Annotated in this window: 16 protein-coding genes; 11 read left to right on the top strand and 5 right to left on the bottom strand. The window is 72.2% G+C overall.

Annotated elements, in window-relative coordinates:
- The first annotated feature begins 339 nt into the window (after positions 1-339).
- The gene (gene clpX, locus ACGF13_RS07870; RefSeq protein ID WP_045696864.1) at positions 340-1,629 is read left to right on the top strand and encodes an ATP-dependent Clp protease ATP-binding subunit ClpX; all 1,290 of its coding nucleotides are present in this window, start codon (positions 340-342) and stop codon (positions 1,627-1,629) included.
- Between the two features lie 73 nt (positions 1,630-1,702).
- Here the strand turns inward: clpX and ACGF13_RS07865 are convergent, their stop codons facing one another.
- The gene (locus ACGF13_RS07865) at positions 1,703-2,575 is read right to left on the bottom strand and encodes a hypothetical protein (protein WP_392870014.1); all 873 of its coding nucleotides are present in this window, start codon (positions 2,573-2,575) and stop codon (positions 1,703-1,705) included.
- Positions 2,576-2,765: 190 nt separating this feature from the next.
- On the opposite strand from ACGF13_RS07865, the gene ACGF13_RS07860 reads away from it, so the two are divergent.
- Together ACGF13_RS07860 and ACGF13_RS07855 are read left to right on the top strand one after the other, a co-directional pair.
- Positions 2,766-5,405 carry a valine--tRNA ligase gene (locus tag ACGF13_RS07860; RefSeq protein WP_392870011.1) on the top strand — a complete coding sequence of 880 codons (2,640 nt, stop codon included), beginning with the start codon at positions 2,766-2,768 and terminating at the stop codon, positions 5,403-5,405.
- 309 nt (positions 5,406-5,714) lie between these two features.
- Positions 5,715-6,239 carry a hypothetical protein gene (locus ACGF13_RS07855; RefSeq protein ID WP_392870008.1) on the top strand — a complete coding sequence of 175 codons (525 nt, stop codon included), beginning with the start codon at positions 5,715-5,717 and terminating at the stop codon, positions 6,237-6,239.
- Positions 6,240-6,270: 31 nt separating this feature from the next.
- Here the strand turns inward: ACGF13_RS07855 and ACGF13_RS07850 are convergent, their stop codons facing one another.
- The 3 genes from ACGF13_RS07850 to ACGF13_RS07840 all read right to left on the bottom strand — a co-directional run bounded on the left by ACGF13_RS07850 (position 6,271) and on the right by ACGF13_RS07840 (position 10,587).
- Positions 6,271-7,794: a chitinase gene (locus ACGF13_RS07850; protein ID WP_392870005.1), complete on the bottom strand. Its 1,524-nt coding sequence runs from the start codon at positions 7,792-7,794 to the stop codon at positions 6,271-6,273.
- A gap of 165 nt (positions 7,795-7,959) precedes the next feature.
- Positions 7,960-9,105: a non-hydrolyzing UDP-N-acetylglucosamine 2-epimerase gene (wecB, locus tag ACGF13_RS07845; protein ID WP_392870002.1), complete on the bottom strand. Its 1,146-nt coding sequence runs from the start codon at positions 9,103-9,105 to the stop codon at positions 7,960-7,962.
- Between the two features lie 48 nt (positions 9,106-9,153).
- Positions 9,154-10,587 carry a glycosyltransferase family 2 protein gene (locus ACGF13_RS07840; RefSeq protein WP_392870000.1) on the bottom strand — a complete coding sequence of 478 codons (1,434 nt, stop codon included), beginning with the start codon at positions 10,585-10,587 and terminating at the stop codon, positions 9,154-9,156.
- Between the two features lie 184 nt (positions 10,588-10,771).
- On the opposite strand from ACGF13_RS07840, the gene ACGF13_RS07835 reads away from it, so the two are divergent.
- The 8 genes from ACGF13_RS07835 to rodA all read left to right on the top strand — a co-directional run bounded on the left by ACGF13_RS07835 (position 10,772) and on the right by rodA (position 19,694).
- Positions 10,772-12,163, top strand: coding sequence for a bifunctional folylpolyglutamate synthase/dihydrofolate synthase (locus ACGF13_RS07835; RefSeq protein WP_392869998.1), 1,392 nt, complete (start codon positions 10,772-10,774; stop codon positions 12,161-12,163).
- A gap of 1 nt (position 12,164) precedes the next feature.
- Positions 12,165-12,515 carry a DUF4233 domain-containing protein gene (locus ACGF13_RS07830; protein ID WP_392869995.1) on the top strand — a complete coding sequence of 117 codons (351 nt, stop codon included), beginning with the start codon at positions 12,165-12,167 and terminating at the stop codon, positions 12,513-12,515.
- Positions 12,516-12,623: 108 nt separating this feature from the next.
- Positions 12,624-13,037: a nucleoside-diphosphate kinase gene (gene ndk / locus ACGF13_RS07825; RefSeq protein WP_188301144.1), complete on the top strand. Its 414-nt coding sequence runs from the start codon at positions 12,624-12,626 to the stop codon at positions 13,035-13,037.
- A 330-nt stretch (positions 13,038-13,367) separates the two neighbouring features.
- The gene (locus tag ACGF13_RS07820; protein WP_049648984.1) at positions 13,368-14,393 is read left to right on the top strand and encodes a rod shape-determining protein; all 1,026 of its coding nucleotides are present in this window, start codon (positions 13,368-13,370) and stop codon (positions 14,391-14,393) included.
- 115 nt (positions 14,394-14,508) lie between these two features.
- Positions 14,509-15,480, top strand: a complete 972-nt coding sequence (gene mreC / locus ACGF13_RS07815; protein WP_392869992.1) for a rod shape-determining protein MreC — start codon at positions 14,509-14,511, stop codon at positions 15,478-15,480.
- 3 nt (positions 15,481-15,483) lie between these two features.
- A complete protein-coding gene (gene mreD / locus ACGF13_RS07810; protein WP_392869990.1) occupies positions 15,484-16,122 on the top strand; it encodes a rod shape-determining protein MreD in 639 nt (212 codons plus the stop codon).
- Positions 16,123-16,173: 51 nt separating this feature from the next.
- Positions 16,174-18,498, top strand: a complete 2,325-nt coding sequence (gene mrdA, locus ACGF13_RS07805; RefSeq protein ID WP_392869987.1) for a penicillin-binding protein 2 — start codon at positions 16,174-16,176, stop codon at positions 18,496-18,498.
- Positions 18,495-19,694 (top strand): rod shape-determining protein RodA, encoded by a 1,200-nt coding sequence (gene rodA, locus ACGF13_RS07800; protein WP_392869983.1) that lies wholly within the window; start codon positions 18,495-18,497, stop codon positions 19,692-19,694. The genes mrdA and rodA overlap by 4 nt, the downstream gene beginning before the upstream one ends.
- Positions 19,695-19,819: 125 nt before the next feature.
- Here the strand turns inward: rodA and ACGF13_RS07795 are convergent, their stop codons facing one another.
- Complete coding sequence (locus ACGF13_RS07795; protein WP_392869980.1) at positions 19,820-21,124, bottom strand: M14 family zinc carboxypeptidase; 1,305 nt, start codon at positions 21,122-21,124, stop codon at positions 19,820-19,822.
- Positions 21,125-21,671: the final 547 nt, after the last annotated feature.

The raw sequence follows: 21,671 nt of genomic DNA, 5'->3' as shown, positions 1-21,671 counted from the left end.
CCCGCCCCCGGGGCCCCCTTGGGCCCCCGGCCGCGGGGCGTGGGGGGGCCGCCCGCCCCGGGGCCCCCCCCCCGGGGGGGGGGGGGGGGGGGGGGGGGGGGGGGGGGGGGGGGGGCCCCCGGGGCCCCCCCCCCCCCCCCCGGCCCATCGGCGGGCCCGTGCGACGGCATCTGTTCGGTATCAATTCGCCCAGGGCGTAGGGCAGACCTGGCGAAGAGGACGGAATCACGGGCCCGGCAGAGTACCGTCGGATAGCGAGACCGAGCGCCGTCGGCGTTGACGGTCCACAGCACCAGGCCCCGGAACCCTGCGGGGCCCCTGGCGAAGGGGAAGCACCTCGTGGCACGCATCGGAGACGGTGGCGACCTGCTCAAGTGCTCGTTCTGCGGCAAGTCGCAGAAGCAGGTGAAGAAGCTGATCGCCGGCCCAGGCGTGTACATCTGCGACGAGTGCATCGACCTGTGCAACGAGATCATCGAGGAGGAACTCGCCGAGACCTCCGAGGTGCGCTTCGAGGAACTCCCGAAGCCTCGCGAGATCTACGAGTTCCTGGACCAGTACGTGGTCGGCCAGGACCTCGCCAAGAAGGCGCTGTCGGTCGCCGTCTACAACCACTACAAGCGCGTCCAGGCCGGTGAGGCGGGCCGCAGCGGTGGCAACGGCCGCGAGGACGCCATCGAGCTGGCCAAGTCCAACATCCTGCTGCTGGGCCCCACCGGCTCCGGCAAGACGCTGCTGGCGCAGACCCTGGCCCGGATGCTGAACGTGCCGTTCGCGATCGCGGACGCCACCGCGCTGACCGAGGCCGGCTACGTCGGCGAGGACGTCGAGAACATCCTGCTCAAGCTGATCCAGGCGGCCGACTACGACGTCAAGAAGGCCGAGACCGGGATCATCTACATCGACGAGATCGACAAGGTCGCGCGCAAGAGCGAGAACCCGTCGATCACCCGGGACGTCTCCGGCGAGGGCGTGCAGCAGGCCCTGCTGAAGATCCTGGAGGGCACCACCGCCTCGGTGCCGCCGCAGGGCGGGCGCAAGCACCCGCACCAGGAGTTCATCCAGATCGACACCACCAACGTGCTGTTCATCGTCGGCGGCGCGTTCGCCGGCCTGGAGCGGATCATCGAGGGCCGCGCGGGTGCCAAGGGCATCGGCTTCGGCGCCAACATCCGCTCCAAGCGGGAGTCGGACGCCAGCGACCACTTCCGCCAGGTGATGCCCGAGGACCTGGTGAAGTTCGGCATGATCCCCGAGTTCATCGGCCGTCTGCCGGTGATCACCAGCGTGCACAACCTGGACCGCGAGGCGCTGCTCCAGATCCTCACCGAGCCGCGCAACGCGCTGGTCAAGCAGTACCGCAAGCTGTTCGAACTGGACGGCGTGGAGCTGGAGTTCTCCCGGGACGCGCTGGAGGCGATCGCCGACCAGGCGATCCTGCGCGGCACCGGCGCGCGCGGACTGCGGGCCATCATGGAGGAGGTGCTGATGTCCGTGATGTACGAGGTCCCCTCGCGCCAGGACGTCGCCCGCGTGGTGGTCACCGGTGACGTGGTCTCCAAGCACGCCATCCCCACCCTGGTGCCGCGCGACATGATCAAGCGCGAGCGCCGGGAGAAGAGCGCCTGACCCGAAGACCCGCATACGAGAGGGGCCCCGCACCGGATCCGGTGCGGGGCCCCTCCTCGTGCGCGCGGGGGCGTTACCTGGCGACCTTCATGGCGTCCCGGATCGCCCGGGTCCGCTCGGCGGCCTGGGTGACGGTGAGGGCCTGGGCGCCCCCGCCGGCGGAGACCTTGGTGAAGGTCACCCGGGCGTAGGTCGACTTGTCCGCCCAGATGCAGACCGTGGACTGGGTCTTGAGGGCCTGCAGCGTGTAGACGCCGCAGGAGAGCCGGCCGTTGGAGGCGTGGCCGTCCTGGGCCGGGAAGTCGGCCAGTGGAGTGCTCCAGGAGAGGCCCGACCCGCCCTTCTTGGAGTCCTCGATGATCTGGTCGGGGTCGTTGATCGTCCCGTACAGGCCGGCCACCGAGATGCCGTCCGTCGGGTCGCCGCCCTTGTTGTAGGTGGCGACCACGACGTGGAGGTTGCTGCCGTACTTGTCGGCGTCCTTCGCGTCGGGCTTGGACGGGTCGACGGCCTCCTCCTTGGCGGTCTTCTGGACGTAGCCCTCCGGGAGGTTCTGCGGGGTGGAGATCTTGTAGCTGCCGCCGGAGTCGCTGCCGCCGGAGCTGCCGAGGAACTTCCAGGCGGCGAAGCCGCCGCCGCCCAGCACCAGCGCGCCGACCACCAGACCGATCACCAGGCCGCTCCTGCCCTTGGGCTGCTGGGGCGGCGGCGGGTAGCCCGGCTGGCCGTACGGCGCCTGCGGCGGCACACCGTACGGCTGCTGGGGCGCGCCGTAGGGCTGCTGCGGCGGCTGGCCGTACTGTGGCTGGCCGTACGGGGGCTGGGGTGCGCCGTAGGGCTGCTGGGGCGGCTGGCCGTACTGGGGCGGCTGCCCCCCGTACTGCGGCGGCTGGCCGCCGTAAGGCTGCGGCTGTCCCTGCGGGTACTGCTGTCCCTGGCCGTACATCTGCGTTCGTGCTCCCCCGCCGCACCCGCGGCCTGTCGTGGTTCCGGTCGTTCCGGTCCCGTCCGGTCCACCGGACGGGTTTTCGGGCACGCTACCGCACGGTGCCGGGCGGGGCCGTCCGGCGGCGGCCCGCCCGGGCGCGCCGAAAGCCGTTTCGTCACCCTCCCCCCCGTTACGTAAACTGTGCGTCGTGACCGACACGACGAACCAGCGCCCCGTGAGCACCTTTGCCGGGGACGAAGCAGCAACCCTCCCGACGACCTACACCCCCGCGGACGTAGAGGGCGAGCTGTACGAGCGCTGGGTAGACCGTGGGTACTTCGCCGCGGACGCGAACAGCGACAAGCCCGCGTACACCATCGTCATCCCCCCGCCGAACGTCACCGGCGTCCTGCACCTGGGCCACGCCTTCCAGCACACGCTGATGGACGCGCTGACCCGCCGCAAGCGCATGCAGGGCTACGAGACGCTCTGGCTGCCGGGCATGGACCACGCCGGCATCGCCACCCAGAACAAGGTCGAGCAGCAGCTCGCCGAGGCCGGCCTGTCCCGGCACGACCTGGGCCGCGAGGCCTTCGTCGAGAAGGTCTGGGAGTGGAAGAAGAGCTACGGCGGCCGCATCCTCGGCCAGATGCGCCGCCTCGGCGACGGCGTGGACTGGTCGCGCGAGCGCTTCACCATGGACGAGGGCCTGTCCCAGGCCGTCCAGACCATCTTCAAGCGGCTCTTCGACGACGGCCTGATCTACCGCGCCGAGCGCATCATCAACTGGTGCCCGCGCTGCCTCACCGCGCTGTCCGACATCGAGGTCGAGCACGAGGACGTGCCGGGCGAGCTGGTCTCGATCCGCTACGGCGAGGGCGACGACTCGATCATCGTCGCCACCACCCGGGCCGAGACGATGCTGGGCGACACCGCGGTGGCCGTCCACCCCGAGGACGAGCGCTACAAGCACCTGGTCGGCCGCACCATCAAGCTGCCGCTGACCGACCGTGAGATCCCGGTCGTCGCGGACGAGCACGTCGACCCGGAGTTCGGCACCGGCGCCGTCAAGGTGACGCCGGCCCACGACCCGAACGACTTCGCCATCGGCCAGCGCCACGACCTGCCCAACCTGTCCGTCATGGACGAGCGCGGTGCGATCACCGTGCACGGCCCCTTCCTCGGCATGGACCGGCTGGAGGCCCGCTCGGCCGTCGTCGGCGCGCTGCGCGAGCAGGGCCGGATCGTCGCCGAGAAGCGTCCGTACATGCACGCGGTCGGCCACTGCTCGCGCTGCCACACCGTGGTCGAGCCGCGGCTGTCGCTGCAGTGGTGGGTCAAGGTCGAGCCGCTGGCCAAGGCCGCCGGCGACGCCGTCCGCGACGGCAAGGTGGACATCCACCCGAAGGAGCTGGAGCGCCGCTACTTCGACTGGGTCGACAACATGTACGACTGGTGCATCTCGCGCCAGCTCTGGTGGGGCCACCGGATCCCGGTCTGGTACGGCCCCGAGGGCGAGGTCGTCTGCGTCGGTCCGGACGAGCAGCCGCCGACCGGCGAGGGCTGGGTCCAGGACCCGGACGTCCTGGACACCTGGTTCTCCTCCGGCCTGTGGCCGTTCTCCACGCTCGGCTGGCCGGAGAAGACCGCCGACCTGGAGAAGTTCTACCCGACCGACGTCCTGGTGACGGGCCACGACATCATCTTCTTCTGGGTCGCCCGGATGATGATGTTCGGCCTGTACGCGATGGACGGCGAGGCGCCGTTCAAGACCGTCGCCCTGACCGGTCTGGTGCGCGACGAGTTCGGCAAGAAGATGTCGAAGTCCTCCGGCACCGCGGTCGACCCGCTGGACTGGATGGACGCCTACGGGGCCGACGCCGTCCGCTTCACCCTGGCCGGCGGTGCCAACCCGGGCGCCGACGTGCCGATCGGCGAGGACTGGGTCAAGGGCTCGCGCAACTTCTGCAACAAGATCTGGAACGCGACCCGCTTCGCGCTGATGAACGGCGCCACCGTCGAGGGCCCGCTGCCCGCGCCGGAGGAGATGACCGCGGTCGACCGCTGGATCCTGTCGCGGCTGAACGCCACCGTCGCCAAGGTGGACGCGCTGTACGACGACTTCCAGTTCGCCAAGGCCACGGACGCGCTGTACCACTTCGCCTGGGACGAGGTCTTCGACTGGTACGTCGAGCTCTCCAAGACCACCCTGGGCAAGGGCGGCCCGCAGGCGGACGCCTCGCGCCGGGTCCTCGGCGAGGTCCTGGACGTCACGCTGCGGCTGCTGCACCCCATCGTCCCGTTCGTCACCGAGGCGCTGTGGACGGCGCTCACCGGCGCCGAGTCGCTGGTCGTGGCCGAGTGGCCGAAGGACAGCGGCTACCGTGACGCGGCCGCCGAGTCGGAGATCGCCACGCTCCAGCAGGTGGTCACCGAGGTCCGCCGGTTCCGTTCGGACCAGGGCCTCCAGCCCGCGCAGCGCGTCCCGGCCCGGCTGGAGCTGGCCGGCACCGTGCTGGCCGTCCACGAGGACGCGATCCGCTCGCTGCTGCGGCTGACCGTCCCCGAGGAGGGCTTCGCGGCCACCGCCTCGCTGCCGGTCGCCGGCGCCACCGTCGCGCTGGACCTCTCCGGCACGATCGACGTCGCGGCCGAGCGCAAGCGCCTGGCCAAGGACCTCGCGGCCGCCGAGAAGGAGAAGGCCCAGACCACCGCCAAGCTCGGCAACGAGGCGTTCCTCGCCAAGGCGCCGGACGAGGTGGTCGCCAAGATCCGGGGCCGTCAGGAGGCCGCCGAGGCCGACATCGCCCGGATCACCGCCCAGCTCGCGGCGCTGCCGCAGGGCTGAGCCGCCGGTTCCGCCGAAGGGGCCGTACTCCGCGACGCGCGGGGTGCGGCCCTCGGCGTTTTCCGGGCCGCCTTCCGGGGCCGCCTTCTGGGTCGCTTTCACTACGCCTAATAGCCCAGCAACATTGCTCCCTTCCGGCGAATTATCATCCTGCGACCGGGTGAGGTCCTATTCCGAGCGAATTGATTCCGGTCTTGCCCGCGCGCGTTCGCGGAAGTTTGCAGGTCAGCTGTGTACCGTGTGCACGGAGTTTCCGAATGGGAGTTTCTGCTGAGCGTTCCTGCTGAGCGACGGACGGGAGGGCACGGCGTGGTGGTGACCGAGGAGTTGGCCGACGAACTGCCTGCCGAGGCGGTCGAGGAGGCCAAGGCCAGGGCGGCGACCCTGCTGCTCGCGTTCCGGCACGGCAACCAGATCGCGTTCGACCACGAGCTGGACCTGCTGTTCGCCGAGCACGCCGAGCGCGAGGTGGCCACCCTGCTCGCCTGGATCGCCGCCGAGGCCGTCCGCAAGGCGTACGCCCCCGAGGTCGGCGACAAGGTGCTGCGGGCGATGGCCCGGCGCGCCCCCGAGGACACCGGCGCGGTCGAGGTGGACGAGGAGACCGCGAACGCCGCCCAGTTGATCGAGGCGGTGGCGGCCGGCGAGGTGGCCGAGGTCCGCGGCCTGGTGGCGGCGACGCCCGACACCACCTTCCTGCTGGGCGGTCTGCTGCAGGGCGTCGCGATGATGCTGCCGCTGCTGCCCGACGGTGAACTGGCCGAGATCACGGCCGAGTTGCGGCGTCGGCACGGTGGCGCCGCGCACGTGCCGGAGGCCCGGGCCGGGGTCTGACCCCGGGCCTCCGGCAGGCCGGTCGCGCCGGTTACGGCATGGCGTGCAGGTGCGAACCGATGGTGTTCGCGACCGGGTTGCCCGCCTTGGCGTCCCAGTTGGTCGACCAGGTCATCGCGCCGCCGATGCCAGGCCAGGTGGCGTCCGGCTTGTAGCTGCCGCAGTTGGTACCGGAGGCGAGGCAGTCCAGCGCGCTGTTGACCGTGCCGGCGGCGAGGTACCCGCCGCCCGCGGCGCTGGTGGAGGCCGGCACCCCGAGGCCCACCTGGTCGGGCCGCAGCCCGCCCTTGAGCTGGATGCAGGCCAGCGCGGTGAGGAAGTTCTCGGTGCCCTGCGAGTAGACGTTCCCGTCGCAGCCGTTCATCGCACCGGAGTTGTAGTACTGCATGTTGACGATGGTGAGGATGTCCTTCACGTTCAGCGCCAGCTTGAAGTACTCCATGCCGGTCGACTGCATGTCGATCGTCTGCGGGGCCATGGTGAGGATGAACCCGCTTCCCGCCTTCGCCGCCAGGGCGTGCAGGGCCTGGCCCATGTAGGTGGAGCTGATGCCGTTCTCCAGGTCGATGTCGATCCCGTCGAAGCCGTAACTCTGCATCAGCGCCCAGGCGGTGCCGGTGAAGTTCGCGGCGGAGGCGGAATCGCCCACCCAGACCGTGCCGTTCTGCCCTCCGATGGAGAGCACCACGCGCTTCCCGGCCGCCCGCTTCGCCGCGATGTCGGCCTTGAACTGGGCGTCGGTGTAGCCGCCGAGGCGGGAGGAGAGGGTGGGGTCGAGGGTGAAGCTCAGGCCGCCGCGGGTGGCGGTGGCGTCCGCGAAGGAGACCGCGATGATGTCGTAGGCGGCCGGGACGTCGCTGATCCGCTGGACGGTGGCGCCGTTGTCGAAGTTCTGCCAGTAGCCGGTGAGGATGTGCTTGGGCAGGTTCGGCGGCCTGCCGGTGGACGTGGCGGTGGGGGAGGGGCTGCCCGTGGCGGTGGGCGTCGGGCTGGGTGAGGCCGTGGCGGTCGGGCTCGGCGACGGCTGCGGTCCGCCGGGCCCGAGCAGCGAGACGTCGTCGGCCGCGAAGGCCGGCTGCCCGTACCAGCCGTGCAGGTAGACGGTGACGCTGGTGGTGTTGGGGCCGGTGGTGAAGCTGGTGCTCAGCTGGGTCCAGCCGGTGCCGCCGGGGGTCCAGGTGCTCGGGTCGGTGCCGCCGGTGCCGCGGGCGCCCAGGTAGACGTACGAGCCCTGGACCCAGGAGCTCAGGGTGTACGAGGAGGAGGGCTTCACCGGGACGGTCTGGGTGCACTCGCCGGTGTCGCCGCCGCCCGGGGTGGACTGCAGGGCGTACGTGCCGGAGTGGGTGGTGGCGCTCTGGACCGCGCCGCTCGAACAGGTCCAGCCGGACAGGTTCCCGGCCTCGAAGCCGCCGTTGGTGATCAGGTCGGTGTCGGCGGCGTGGGCTCCGGTGCCGCCGGCGAGCACGAGCCCGCTCAGGCCGACGGCGACGGCGCTCGCACCGGCGAGCAGCGAGTGGACGGCGCGGGTGCGCCGGTGTCGGGCAGGTGGCATGACTCCATCTCCAGTGGGGGAGGCCCGGCGGCGCCTCGTGGGGGAGGAACGCCGTCCGGGGTGTCGATGGTGCGCTTGCGGGAGCTACCGACAACTCAAGTCCCGGTCGGGAACGGAGACTTGCCTCACAAGGTGGAGTAGACCAATTCTGCTGTCAAGGGGGCGTCAGGCGGCCGGTGGTACCGCCTCGGCTCGTTCGGGCGTGGCGATCGCCGCGGTCAGCGCGGCGATCCGGGCCGAGGCCAGGCCGTCGCCGTACGGGCTGGGGGTGGCCGCCAGCCGGGCGAGCCGCTCGTGGGAGTCGGAGAGCCAGGCGCGGGCCAGGGAACCCAGCTCCTCGCCGGGCCGCACCAGAGCGGCGAAGCCGGCCGCCATCGCCTCCGGTCGCTCGGTGGAGCGGCGCACCACCAGCAGCGGGCGGCCGAGCACGGTGCACTCCTCCTGCACGCCGCCGGAGTCGGAGACCAGCAGCGCCGCGTGGCTCGCCAGGCCCAGGAAGTCGCCGTAGCCGACCGGGCCGGTGACGGCGAGGCGCTCCAGCAGGCCGTCCAGGCCGAAGCGCTCGACGGCGGCCCGGGTGCGCGGGTGCGTCGGGAACAGCACCGGGGTGCCGGCCCGGGCGATCCGGTCCAGCTCGGCGAGCACCGCGCCGAGCGCCTCGGCGGTGTCGGTGTTCTCCGGGCGGTGCACGGTGGCCAGCACGTACGCGTCCGGGCGCAGCCCGTGCGCGGCGAGCAGCGCGGCGCGGGCTGCCTCGTCCGGCAGCTGACGGCGGACCACCTCGACGACGGTGTTGCCGGTGAGCTCGATCCGCTCCTCGGCCAGCGACTCGGCGCGCAGGTTGGCGACGTTCTCCCCGGTGGCGGCGCAGAGCAGGTCGGAGACGTGGTCGACCATCACCCGGTTGTGCTCCTCGGGCATCGCCCGGTCGAAGCTGCGCAGCCCGGCCTCGACGTGGACCAGCGGGATCTCCCGGGCGTTGGCGGCCAGCGCCCCGGCCAGGGTGGCGTTGGTGTCGCCCTGGACGACCACGGCGGCGGGGCGGTCCTCGGCGAAGGCGGCGTCCAGCTGGCCCAGCGACCGGGCGATCTGGCCGGCCCGGGGGCGGCCGCCGACGCCGGTGAGCAGCTCGGGCTCGGGCAGGTCGAGGTCGCGCAGGAAGCGGCCGGACATCGCCTCGTCCCAGTGCTGGCCGGTGTGCACCAGCCGGGTGGCGTCGCCGAGTTCGTGGATCAGCGGGGCGAGCTTGACCAGCTCGGGGCGGGTGCCGAGGACGACGGCGACGCTGGACGGGGGCAGGCACGTGCTCATGCGGGACTCCGGTCGGGACGTGGTGCGCGGGGGAGGCGTGGGGGCGGCTCAGGACTCGAGCGCGGTGGGGGCGCCGAGGGCGACCTTCTCGGCGTTGCGGCGGGTCTTGGCCCAGCCGTTGCGGCCGAGCAGCATCCGGACCGCGGCCCGGGTGGCGACCACGAACAGGTGGTAGGCGTAGAGCCAGACCAGCAGGCCCCAGAGCAGCGCGGTCAGTCGGCCGCGGTCGGGGTGGGCGGTCCTGCGGTAGGCGAAGCCCCAGAACACCATCGGCAGCGTGGCGAGCACGAAGACGAGCAGCATCCACGGGCCGAACCTGAGCTGGAACTCGGCGGTCTCCTCGGGGAAGAGCACCACCCCGGCGCCGGTGATCCCGAGCGAGAGCGGGAAGAGCAGCACCAGCAGCACGCAGACCACCGGCTGGAGGAAGGTGTACAGCACCTCGGCCTTGCCGGAGAGGGTGTAGTGCGGCGAGCGCAGCACCCGGCCGGCGTAGCGCAGGCACTGCATGTTGCCCTGGGCCCAGCGGGTGCGCTGGGTGAGGAAGCGGCGCAGCGAGATCAGGCCCTCCTGGGAGACCTGGACCTCGGTGACGTGGGTGAGCCGCCAGCCGGCCAGCCGCAGGTCGAGGCCGGACTCGTAGTCCTCCAGCAGGGCGCGCTCCGGCCAGGGGCGGCCGGCCCGGCCCTCCTCGGCGGTCAGCGAGTCGAGGGCGGTGAGGCGGACGAACTGGCCGTTGCCGCCGAGGCCGACGCTGCCGGTGCGGCGGCGCAGCAGCTGCATGCCGGTGTTGGTGGCCTGGAACTCGACGTCCTGCATCCGCACCAGGGCGCGGGCCAGGGCGTTGGCCGCCCGGCCGCGGCCGGGCAGCGGGAGCTCGTCGTCGGCGTTGCGCATCCGGACGCCGATCTGGACGGCGCCGGTGTCGGGCCGGCCGAGCGCCCTGGCGTTGCAGACCTGGGCCAGGGTGCCCGGGTCGAGCTGCCCGTCGGCGTCGACCACGCCGATCACCACCCGGGAGCGGTCGGCGTCCTCGGGCAGCCAGGCGGAGATCTCCCGGTAGGCGGCGTTGAGGGCGGCGCCCTTGCCGATCCGGGCGTGCGGGCGGCGGCGCTGGACCAGGTGGACCCGCGGGTCGCGGGCCGCGGCGGCGAGCACCAGCTCGCGGGTGGCGTCCTCGCTGTCGTCGTCGATCACCCAGAGGTGGGCCTCGGGCGCGGCGGCCCGCAGGCCGTCCAGGGTCTGGGTGACCACGGCCTCCTCGTCGCGGCAGGGGATGACCAGGTGCCAGCGGAAGGCGGTGGGGTCGCCGGGTTCGGCGGGGCGGTTGTGCCGGAAGGCGTGCCGGGAGCCCGCCCAGTACACGAGGAAGCGTCCGAAGACGAGGGCCATGTAGCCGACGAGGGCCAGCGAGATCAGTCCGGCGACCCAGACGACGGCGTCCTCGCGGAGCACGATCCAGTCGTGCAGGGCGTCAGGCATGGCGCGATGCTCCTCGCGATCAAAGGTCGAAAGCTCCTATCGGCTGCGAATCGATGCTTCATTGCGGGTCAAATCGCCAAATCAATAGTAAAGGGACAAAACTAGGTGATCATGGAAAAGAACGGGCAAAGTGGTCGTTCTCACCCCGTGAGGAGGACCCGTCGGCGCTCCGTAGACTGTGGTCGTGAGCGACAAGGCCGACCCGAACCCGTACACCATCCGCCCCGCCGACGGCGGCACCGGCGACGCCCTGCGCGACGTCGAGGTGGAGCTCTCCGAGCGCTGGCCGGAGAACAAGCTGGAGCCCTCGCTCGACCGGATCGAGGCGCTGATGGACATCCTGGGCCAGCCCCAGCGGTCCTTCCCCTCCATCCACATCACCGGCACCAACGGCAAGACCTCCACCGCCCGGATGATCGAGCAGCTGCTCAACACCTTCGAACTGCGCACCGGCCGCTACACCAGCCCGCACGTGGAGTCCGTCACCGAGCGGATCAGCCTGGACGGCGCCCCGATCACCCCCGAGCGCTTCGTCGAGGTCTACCGCGACATCGAGCCCTACGTGCAGATGGTCGACGCGGCCCAGCCGGTGCCGATGTCCTTCTTCGAGGTGCTGACCGGCATGGCCTACGCGGCCTTCGCCGACGCCCCGGTGGACGTCGCCGTGGTCGAGGTCGGCATGGGCGGCTCCTGGGACGCCACCAACGTCATCGACGCCGCCGTCGCGGTGATCACCCCGATCGGACTGGACCACACCGACAAGCTCGGCGAGACCACCGGCGAGATCGCGGGCGAGAAGTCCGGGATCATCAAGTCCGGCTCCGTCGCCGTCGTCGCCCAGCAGCAGCTGGACGCGGCCCAGACCATCCTGCGCCGCGCCGTCGAGGTGGACGCCACGGTCGCCCGCGAGGGCATGGAGTTCGGCGTGATCCGCCGCGAACTCGCCGTCGGCGGCCAGCTGGTGACGCTGCGCGGACTCGGCGGCGAGGAGTACGAGGACGTCTTCATCCCGCTGCACGGCGAGTACCAGGCGCAAAACGCGGCCCTCGCACTCGCCGCGGTCGAGGCCTTCTTCGGCGTCGGCGGCGCGCGCGGCGGGCAGCTGGACGTGGAGAAGATCCGTCAGGGCTTCTCCGGCGTCTCCTCGCCGGGCCGCCTGGAGGTCGTCCGCCGCAGCCCCACGATCATCCTGGACGCCGCCCACAACCCGCACGGAGCCCGCGCCACCGTGGCCGCGCTCACCGAGTCCTTCGGCTTCACCCGGCTCGTCGGCGTGATCGGCACCTCCGGGGACAAGGACGTGGCCGGCGTGCTGGAGGCCTTCGAGCCGATCCTGGCCGAGGTCGTCATCACCCAGAACTCCACCCACCGCGCGATGGACGTCGACGCGCTCGCCGCCCTGGCCGTCGAGGTCTTCGGCGAGGACCGCGTCCAGGTCGAGCCCCGGCTCGACGACGCCATCGCCGCCGCCGTCACCCTCGCCGAGGAGGAGGGCGACCTCGGTGGCGCCGGGGTGCTGGTCACCGGTTCGGTCATCACGGTGGGCGAGGCCCGCCTGCTGCTCGGGAGGAAGTGACATGAGGACGCTCTGCTCCTCGACGCTGATCGGCGAAGCGCTCCTGATCATGTTCGCGGCGCTGGTCGCGATGCGGCTCTCCGACGTCTCCACCGGGGAGATCTGGACGGTCAGCGGCATCGCGATGGCCCTGTGCATCGCGCTCTGCGGCATGATCAACCGCCCCGGCGCGGTGCAGATCGGCTGGGCGCTGCAGATCGGACTGATCGCCGGCGGCTTCATCCTGCCGACCATGTTCGGCCTCGGCGTGGTCTTCGCCGGCCTGTGGTGGTGCTCGGTGCACTACGGCCGCAAGGTGGACGACTTCAAGGCCGCCCGGGCCGCCGCCGAGGCCGCCGCCGTACACGCCTGAGGCCCGGACCGGCCGACCGACACGCCGTGTACGCAAGGTAACCTCTGCCCTGTCGGCACCGCTTGTCGACCCGACTGTCTGCCGAACCGAATCCCCAGGAGACGCACCGTGTCCCAGCGCACTCTCGTCCTGCTCAAGCCCGACGCCGTCCGCCGTGGCCTGGCCGGCGAGATCATCAGCCGCTTCGAGCGCAAGGCCGGCTGGCGCTTCGCCGCCATCGAGCTGCGCACCTTCGACCGGGCGACGCTGGAGCAGCACTACGCGGAGCACGTCGGCCGCCCGTTCTACGAGCCGCTGCTGGAGTTCATGACCTCCGGTCCGTCGATCGCGCTGATCGTCGAGGGCGAGGAGGTCGTCAAGGGCATCCGCATGCTGGCCGGCGCCACCAACCCGCTGGAGGCCGGGGCCGGCACCATCCGCGGCGACTACGCGACGATCACCCGCGAGAACCTGATCCACGCCTCCGACTCCCCGGAGTCCGCCGAGCGCGAGATCAAGATCTTCTTCCCCGCGCACGCCTGATCCGGCGAGCCGGAACCGGGCGACACGCCCGGGGGGACGTTAGTACCGCCCCGGTCGGGACCATTGGCCCGGCCGGGGCATTCTTATCGTGAAATAGGGAACTGGCGGCGCCGACACGGCGTCCCAATCCTCGGAGAAGCGATCACGCCCCGGACAATGGACGGTATGCCCCACGTCGACGTCCGTACCGCGCGGCGTGACTACGATGGACGCGACTCAAGGGCCCGGTAAGGCAGCTCAGCTGGTCTCCGCCCAAGCGTGGGCGCGCATTCGTCCACCCCCCCATGAACTCCGAGCCCGGGAAGGCACCCACACCCCATGGCGAGCAACCTGTCGTTCATCGGCCGCGACTTGGCGATCGACCTCGGAACAGCCAACACGCTGGTGTACGTCAGGGGCAAGGGCATCGTCCTGAACGAGCCGTCCGTCGTCGCGGTGAACACCAACACCGGCGGGATCCTCGCCGTCGGTGCCGAGGCCAAGAAGATGATCGGCCGGACCCCGGGCAACATCGTCGCCATCCGCCCGCTCAAGGACGGCGTGATCGCCGACTTCGAGATCACCGAGCGGATGCTGCGGTACTTCATCCTCAAGATCCACCGCCGCCGCTACCTCGCCCGCCCCCGCGTCGTGGTCTGCGTGCCCTCCGGCATCACCGGCGTCGAGCGCCGCGCCGTCATCGAGGCCTCCTCCCAGGCCGGCGCCCGCCAGGTGCACATCATCGAGGAGCCGATGGCCGCCGCCATCGGCGCCGGCCTGCCCGTCCACGAGGCCACCGGCAACATGGTCGTCGACATCGGCGGCGGCACCACCGAGGTCGCCGTGATCTCCCTCGGCGGCATCGTCACCGCCCAGTCCATCCGGGTGGCCGGCGACGAACTGGACAACGCGATCGTCCAGCACATCAAGAAGGAGTACTCGCTGCTCCTCGGCGAGCGCAGCGCCGAACAGATCAAGATGAGCATCGGCAGCGCCTTCGGCCTCGAGGGCGAGAAGGACGAGCACGCCGAGATCCGCGGCCGCGACCTGGTCAGCGGCCTGCCCAAGACCGTCGTCATCTCCGCCGCCGAGGTCCGCGAGGCCATCGACGAGCCGGTCAACGCGATCATCGACGCGGTCAAGACCACCCTCGACCAGTGCCCGCCCGAGCTGGCCGGCGACGTCATGGACCGGGGCATCGTGCTCACCGGCGGCGGCGCCCTGCTGCGCGGACTGGACGAGCGGCTGCGCCGCGAGACCGGCATGCCGATCCACATCGCGGAGAACCCGCTCGACTCCGTCGCGCTCGGCTCCGGCAAGTGCGTCGAGGAGTTCGAGGCGCTCCAGCAGGTACTCGACGCCTCGCCGCGTCGTTGACAGGTCGCCGCACCACCGGTACCACGCGTCACATCCGACACTCGACTGAACGGGCCGCCGCCCGGGCCCCACAGCCCCGGGCGGCGGCCGGGTACGAAGGGGCAGTACCAGCACCGTGAGGGACACACGAGAGAGCCGGCTGCTGCTGATCCTGCTGGTGGCCGTCGCCTTCGCGCTGATCACCGTGGACATCAAGGGCGGTGAGGACTCCCCGCTCGGCCCGGCCCGGCACGCCGCCGCCGGCGTCCTCGGACCGGTCGAGCGCGGCGCCGCCACCGTCGTCGACCCGGTCGCCGACACCGTCCGCGCCTTCCGGGACGCGGCCACCGACAGCGGCCGCACCGACCAGCTCGCCCGCGAGAACACCGAACTGCGGCAGAAGCTCGCCTCCTCCGACATGGCCACCGGACGCACCAAGCAACTGGACGACCTGCTGCGCACCGCCGGCTCCGGCGGCTACACCGTCAAGGCCGCCCAGGTCATCGCGATCGGCCCGGCCCAGGGCTTCTCCTGGACCATCACCATCGACGCCGGCAGCGACGACGGCCTCACCCGCGACATGACGGTGATCAACGGCCAGGGCCTGGTCGGCCGGATCACCACCGTCGCCCCGACCACCGCCACCGTGCTGCTCGCCTCCGACCCCGGCTTCTCGGCCGGCACCCGGCTGGAGGGCACCGGCGAGATCGGCTTCGCCTCCGGCGGCGGCGACAGCCCGATGAAGGTCTCCCTGCTCAACGGCAAGGCCCAGGTCAAGGCCGGCGACCGGCTGGTCACCTTCGGCTCGCAGAGCGGCCGCCCGTTCGTGCCCGGCGTCCCGGTCGGCAAGGTCACCGAGGTCCAGGCCAACGCCGGCCAGCTGACCAAGACCGTCCTGGTCGAGCCCTTCGTCCAGTTCACCCGGCTGGACCTGGTCGGCGTGGTGGTCGTGCCGCCGCGCACCGACCCGCGCGACGCCGTCCTGCCGCCGGCGCCCGCCCCGGGCCAGCCGGCCGCCGCGCCGGGCCAGGTCCCGGCCGCGCTCCCCGGCCAGGCCCCGGCCGTCGTGCCCGCCGCCTCGCCCGCACAGCCCACTGGGGGGAACTGAGCCATGCGCCTCGCCCGCATCCCCGTCTCCGCCGGCCTCGTCCTGTTCGGCCTGATCCTCCAGGTCAGCGTCTTCGGCCGGCTCCAGCTCCCGGGAGCCACCCCGGACATACTGCTGCTCGTCGTGGTCGGCCTCGCCATGGTCTACGGGCCCACCGGCGGCTGCCTGGTCGGCTTCTTCGGGGGCCTGCTGGCCGACCTCGCGCCGCCCTCCGACCACGCGATCGGCCGCTACGCGCTGGTGCTCTGCCTGATGGGCTACGCCGCCGGACTGCTGCGCCCGGACCACGGCCGCCAGCGCTCGGTGACCGGCTCGCTGCTCGTGGTCGGCGTCGCGGCGGTCGCCTCCACCCTGCTCTACGCGATGGTCGGCGCCCTGGTCGGCGACACCGCGGCCCGGCACGTCGGCCTCGGCGGACTGGTGATCAGCGCCCTGCTCTACGACCTGCTGCTGGCGCCCTTCGTGGTGCCGCTGGTGATGTACCTCGGCCGCCGCTTCGGGCGCGACCCGGTGAGCGCCGCGGACGACGACGAGGGCGGCTCCGGCCTGGGCACGCTGTCCCGCTACCGGACCACCCGCGACTCCTCCTCCGGTCCGTCGTACAGGAAGCGGCGCGTGCCCGGCTTCGCCCGCCGCCCGTAACCGGCCCGGCCCCGACCACCCGACCTCCCCGCATCCTGGAGCGCACGAGACGTGAGCAACATCCCCGAGACCGGACGCACCCGACGGGTGACGATCCGTCTGGTGGTGCTGCAGATCCTGGTGCTGTCGCTGCTCGCCACCCTCGGCGGGCGGCTGTGGTACCTGCAGATCCGCAACGCCAAGGAGTACACCGCGAAGGCGACCGGCAACCACATCCGCGAGGTGGTCGAGCCGGCCGTCCGCGGCGAGATCCTGGACGCGTCCGGGCGGGTGCTGGCCGGCAACGAGACCCGGCTGGTGGTCTCCGTCAGCCGCACCTCGCTGCTGCAGCAGAAGGACGGCGGCAAGGCGGTGCTGTCCCGGCTGGCCGAGGTGCTGGGGATGCCCGCCAAGGACGTGCAGGAGAAGGTCCGGCTCTGCGACGCCAAGACCTCGCAGCCCTGCTGGAACGGTTCGCCGTACCAGCCGATCCCGGTCACCAAGGAGGCGACCACCCAGCAGGCGATGCAGATAATGGAGCGCCGCGAGGACTTCCCCGGGGTCACCGCGCAGCCCACCGCCGTGCGCCGCTACACCGGCGCCGAGGGCGCCAACATGGCCCAGGTGCTCGGCTACCTCTCGCCGGTCACCGACGAGGAGGTCAGCAAGACCTCCGGCAAGAGCGGCCTGGACCGCTACCTGCCGGCCGACCAGATCGGGCGGGCCGGCCTGGAGTCGGTGTACGACCGCGACCTGCGCGGCACCGCGGGCATCACCAAGCTGGAGGTGGACAACCTCGGCCGGGTGATCGGCAACGCCGGCACCGTCGCCCCGCAGACCGGCGACAACCTGGTCACCAGCATCGACGCCCGGGTGCAGAAGGTGGTCGAGGACAACCTGGCGCAGGCCATGAACGACGCCAGGAACACCTTCGACAAGGTCACCAACCGCAACTACGAGGCCGACTCCGGCGCCGCCGTGGTGATGGACGTCCACACCGGGCGGATCGTCGCGATGGCGAGCGCCCCGACCTACGACCCGAACCTCTGGGTGGGCGGCATCAGCGGCAAGGACTACCAGTCGCTGACCAGCAAGGAGTCCAACTTCCCGCTGCTGAACCGGGCCATACAGGGCCAGTCCGCCCCCGGTTCGACCTTCAAGGTCATCTCCACCACCGCCGCCGTGCAGGCCGGCTACTCGCTGGACGGCCACTACGACTGCCCGAAGAGCATGACCATCGGCGGCCGCGAGTTCAAGAACTTCGAGAGCGAGAACTTCGGCCAGATCTCCCTGGAGAAGGCGCTCGAGGTCTCCTGCGACACCGTCTTCTACGGCCTGGCGTACGACCAGTGGATGAAGGACGGCGGCATCAAGCCCAAGAAGGACCCGGGCGACTGGTTCTTCAAGACCGCCCACCAGTTCGGCCTCGGCGCCAAGACCGGCATCGACCTGCCGGCCGAGGTGCCCGGCCGGGTGCCGGACCGGCAGTGGAAGCAGTCCTTCTACGACAACAACAAGGACGCCTGGTGCGCCCAGGGGCAGAAGGGCGGCAACAGCTACTCCGACCAGATCGCCCGGGAGAACTGCGTCGACGGCTACCAGATGCGCGCCGGTGACGCCGTCAACTTCGCGATCGGCCAGGGCGACACCCTCGTCACCCCGGTCCAGATGGCCCGGATCTACTCGGCGCTCGCCAACGGCGGCACCTTCTACCGGCCGACCATCGCCAAGGCCGTGATAAGCCCGGGCGGGGACCTCGTCCGCGAGATCGCCCCGCAGGCGGACGCCCAGTTCCCCGGCGACCAGAAGCTGCTCAGCTACATCGACCAGGCCACCGAGAGCGTCATCAAGTCCGGTACCGCCGCCTGGAAGTTCAACGGCTGGCCGCAGGACAAGATCGCGCTGCACGCCAAGACCGGCACCGCCGAGGTCGAGGGCAAGCAGACCACCTCCTGGCTGACCACGTACAGCAAGGACTACGCCGTCGTCATGACGATCAGCCAGGGCGGCACCGGCTCCGGCGGTTCCGGTGACGCCATCCGCCGGATCTACCAGGCGCTGTACGGCGTGGACGACAAGGGCACCATCGACAACGGCAAGGCGCTGCTGCCCGCGCCGCAGACCGAGCTGCCGAAGTTCAACCCGGACGGCACCGCGATCATCAAGCCGGTCGCGTACGGCGCCGGCCAGGCGGCGGGCGTCCAGGGCCAGGGCCCGGCTCAGTTCCAGGGGGCGAGCGTCGTGCCGGCCGCCGCACTGCCCGATGCGGACGCGGCGCAGCCGGCCCCCGCGACGGCCTTCCTCGACCGGACGCCGCCGACCGACCGTCCGGCGTCGTACACCGCGGCCGACGCCGCGCTCGAACCCTCGCGCGGACCGGGAAGGGGACGGGCATGACCTCCTACGGCTCGTACCGGCAGCTGCGGCTGGCCCCGCAGCGCAGCGGGGTCTCCAAGGCCCTGGCCAAGGACTCCCCGCTCTGGCGGCTGGACTGGATACTGCTGGTAGCCGCGCTGGCCCTGTCGGCCGGCAGCTCGCTGCTGGTCTGGTCGGCCACCCGCGGGCGCGACTCGCTGACCCACGGGGACCCGCAGTACTTCCTGTACCGGCACCTGACCAACTTCGTGGTCGGGCTGGTGCTGTGCTCCGTGGTGATAGCGATAGGGAGCCGGCGCTTCCGCACGATCGTGCCGTTCCTGTACGTCGGCGTGATCGTGATGCTGCTGGCGACGCTCAGCCCGCTCGGCTCGACCATCAACGGCGCGCACTCGTGGATCCAGCTCGGCGGCGGCTTCTCGATCCAGCCGGCCGAGTTCGCGAAGCTCGCGATCGTGCTGGCGATGGCGGTCGTGCTGTCGGACCAGGTGGACGCGGGGGAGCGGGAGTTCCCCTCGCACCGAGCCGTGTTCCGGGGCCTGCTCTGGGCCGGCCTGCCGATGGCCATAGTGATGCTGATGCCGGACGCCGGATCGGTGATGGTGATGGCCGCGATCGTGCTGGGCATCCTGCTCGGCTCGGGCGCCGCGAACCGCTGGGTGCTCGGCCTGCTGATGGCGGGCACCGCCGGGTGCGTGGCGATCTGGAAGTTCGGGCTGCTGAGCCAGTACCAGATCGACCGCTTCGCCGCATTCGCCAACCCGCAGCTGGACCCGAACGGCGTCGGCTACAACACCGCCCAGGCCCGGATCGCGATCGGCTCGGGCGGGCTGACCGGCAAGGGGCTGTTCCACGGCACCCAGACCGTCGGGCAGTTCGTGCCGGAGCAGCAGACCGACTTCGTGTTCACCGTGGCCGGCGAGGAACTGGGCTTCATCGGGGCGCTGGCGATCATCGCGCTGGTCGGCGTCATCCTCTGGCGGGCCTGCCGGATCGCCCGGCAGGCGACCGACCTGTACGGGACGATCGTGGCGGCCGGGGTCATCGCCTGGCTGTCCTTCCAGGCCTTCGAGAACATCGGGATGTGCCTGGGCATCATGCCGGTCGCGGGCATCCCGCTGCCATTCGTCTCGTACGGCGGCTCGTCGATGTTCGCGAACTGGCTGGCCATCGGGCTGCTCCAGGCGGTGCGGAGCCAGCGGCCGATAGCGGCCTGAGCGCGCTCCGCGGCGGGGCCGGTCCGGGACTTCCCGGGCCGGCCCCGCCGTCGTGTCGCGGCCCGTCGTGCCGCGGCCGGCGTGACCTGTCGGACGCGGTCCTGGACGCGGTCCTGGACGCAGCCCTAGCGGAGGCAGTCGGCGGTGGCGAGGACGGCGCGGGTCTGGTGCGCGAGTTGCTCCTGGACGGGGACCCAGCGGACGCCGAAACGGTGGCGCAGCCGGTCCAGGCTGTCGCCGACGACGGCGCGGGCGCGGTCCCGGGCGGCCTCGGCGGCGGGCCCGCGGGCGTCGGCGAGCAGCCGCAGCAGGATCGACGCGACCCGCAGCGGCACCCGGGCCGCGACCAGTCCGGCGGTGGTCACCCGGGAGACCGTGAGCGGCTCGGCGCCCCAGCGCTCCAGCCACTCCCCGGCCACCCGCGGGGCGACCGCCAGACTGGACACGGCGGTGCGCAGCAGCGCGCCGGACGCCTCGGCGCCGTACGCCCGCGCGCCGTGCGCGGGGACGGCCGGGAGCAGGGCGGTGAGCTGCCCGGCACGGACGGTGAGGTCGCGGGCGGCCGCCGCGAGGGCCTGCGCCCCGGCCGGGTGGGGGCGGGCGTCGCCGACCGCGTCGACGGCCCACATCGGGACCTCCAGGACCGCGCTGACCGCGCCGTACCCCGCCGCGTACGACCAGGTGGACAGCTCGGGCTCGTCCGGCAGGGCCCGGGAGCCCCCGGCGCCCGGGGCCGGCATCAGATAGGTGCCGGGGTCCGGGCTGGCCCAGCCGATCGCGTCGTAGGAGTCCACGTCGAGCGGGACGCCGGCCCGCTCCGCGGAGCGGGCGAAGCGCCCGGCCAGGCCCCGGACCGGGCGGGTGAGCTGGACGAACGCGCCGCCGAAGTCCACCCCGTGCAGCGAGCACTGGAGGAAGGGGTGCAGCTCGTCGATCAGGCCGGTCAGTGCCAGGCTCTCCGGCATCGGCGGGCGGCCGGTGCCGGGGGCGGGCAGCAGTTCGGGCTGCTCCTCGAAGGAGGGGCGGAAGAAGTGCTCGTAGTGGCGCCGCATGGTGAGCGGGCCGTCCAGCCAGCCGGCGTTGAGCGCGGCACCGTCCGGGTCGAGGCAGAGCAGCAGGTGCCAGGAGAGCCCGGGGCGGGCGGGGCGGTCCAGCAGCACTTCGGCGAGCCGGACCGTTCCGGCGGTGCCGATCGGCTCGTTGGGGTGCGGGCCGCCGACCACCAGCACCGCGCGCGGCCCGCGGTCCACGGAGAGCAGCATCAGCGGGCGCCCGGCCCGGGAACGGCCCACCTCGCGCAGCCGGCAGCGGTCCGGGTGCCGCAGCGCGAGCCGCCGCGCGGCGGACTCGGCCTGGGCCGGCGTGGGGTAGCGGGCCGGCCGGGTGTCGAGGGGCCGGAGCGGGCGGATCCGCCGACCGGTGTCGGTCATGGTTCTCCTAGCGCCGGTCGTACGGCCGCCGGGGCGCGGGCGTGCGGGTGCGCCGCCGGGCACGGCGTGCGGGCGGGGGACGGGGACGGACGGGGCGGCACCGCGGGGCCGGGAACGGCGGCCGAGCGGGGCGGGACGGGGCCTGGCAGGGCGGACAGGGCTGGGCTGCGGCGGCCCGTGGTGAGGGAAGAGGCGCGCCGGCCGGAAAACCGACGAGGGCCGAGCGTACGACTCAACTTCCTTGTCCGGAAGGGGTGCAGATCTCTTTGGCGGACCCCTGTCAGTACCGCACGGCCCGTCCGGGCGTGTCAACGGCGGACGGCACGGGCCGGCGGGCGCCCACCGCACGTGCCGGGGCGGGCCGGGGTGGGCACCGGCGGTCGGCGGCGGTACCGGCGGGTGCGGGCGTGTGCGGGCGGACTCCGGCCGTCCGGGTCGCGCTGGAGCACGGAGGGCCTGTGAACCGGGGCAGACGGCCCGTTCCCCGGATTGGGCTACCCTTGAGGGTCACCCCTCCCGTGCCGGCTCTCGGCATCGAATCACGTCG

Origin of the sequence: Kitasatospora sp. NPDC048286 (assembly GCF_043201735.1) — a bacterium.
In the GTDB taxonomy this organism is placed as follows: domain Bacteria; phylum Actinomycetota; class Actinomycetes; order Streptomycetales; family Streptomycetaceae; genus Kitasatospora.
The sequence above is the reverse complement of the archived record's forward strand: the minus strand, read 5'-3'. Positions and strand labels throughout refer to the sequence as shown.

Coding starts and splice junctions, on each gene's coding strand:
- mreD (WP_392869990.1), top strand. CDS start 15,484: ATGCGCCTCGCCCGCATCCCCGTCTCCGCCGGCCTCGTCCTGTTCGGC.
- wecB (WP_392870002.1), bottom strand. CDS start 9,105: ATGAGCACGTGCCTGCCCCCGTCCAGCGTCGCCGTCGTCCTCGGCACC.
- ACGF13_RS07865 (WP_392870014.1), bottom strand. CDS start 2,575: ATGTACGGCCAGGGACAGCAGTACCCGCAGGGACAGCCGCAGCCTTAC.
- ACGF13_RS07830 (WP_392869995.1), top strand. CDS start 12,165: ATGAGGACGCTCTGCTCCTCGACGCTGATCGGCGAAGCGCTCCTGATC.
- rodA (WP_392869983.1), top strand. CDS start 18,495: ATGACCTCCTACGGCTCGTACCGGCAGCTGCGGCTGGCCCCGCAGCGC.
- ACGF13_RS07795 (WP_392869980.1), bottom strand. CDS start 21,124: ATGACCGACACCGGTCGGCGGATCCGCCCGCTCCGGCCCCTCGACACC.
- ACGF13_RS07840 (WP_392870000.1), bottom strand. CDS start 10,587: ATGCCTGACGCCCTGCACGACTGGATCGTGCTCCGCGAGGACGCCGTC.
- ACGF13_RS07850 (WP_392870005.1), bottom strand. CDS start 7,794: ATGCCACCTGCCCGACACCGGCGCACCCGCGCCGTCCACTCGCTGCTC.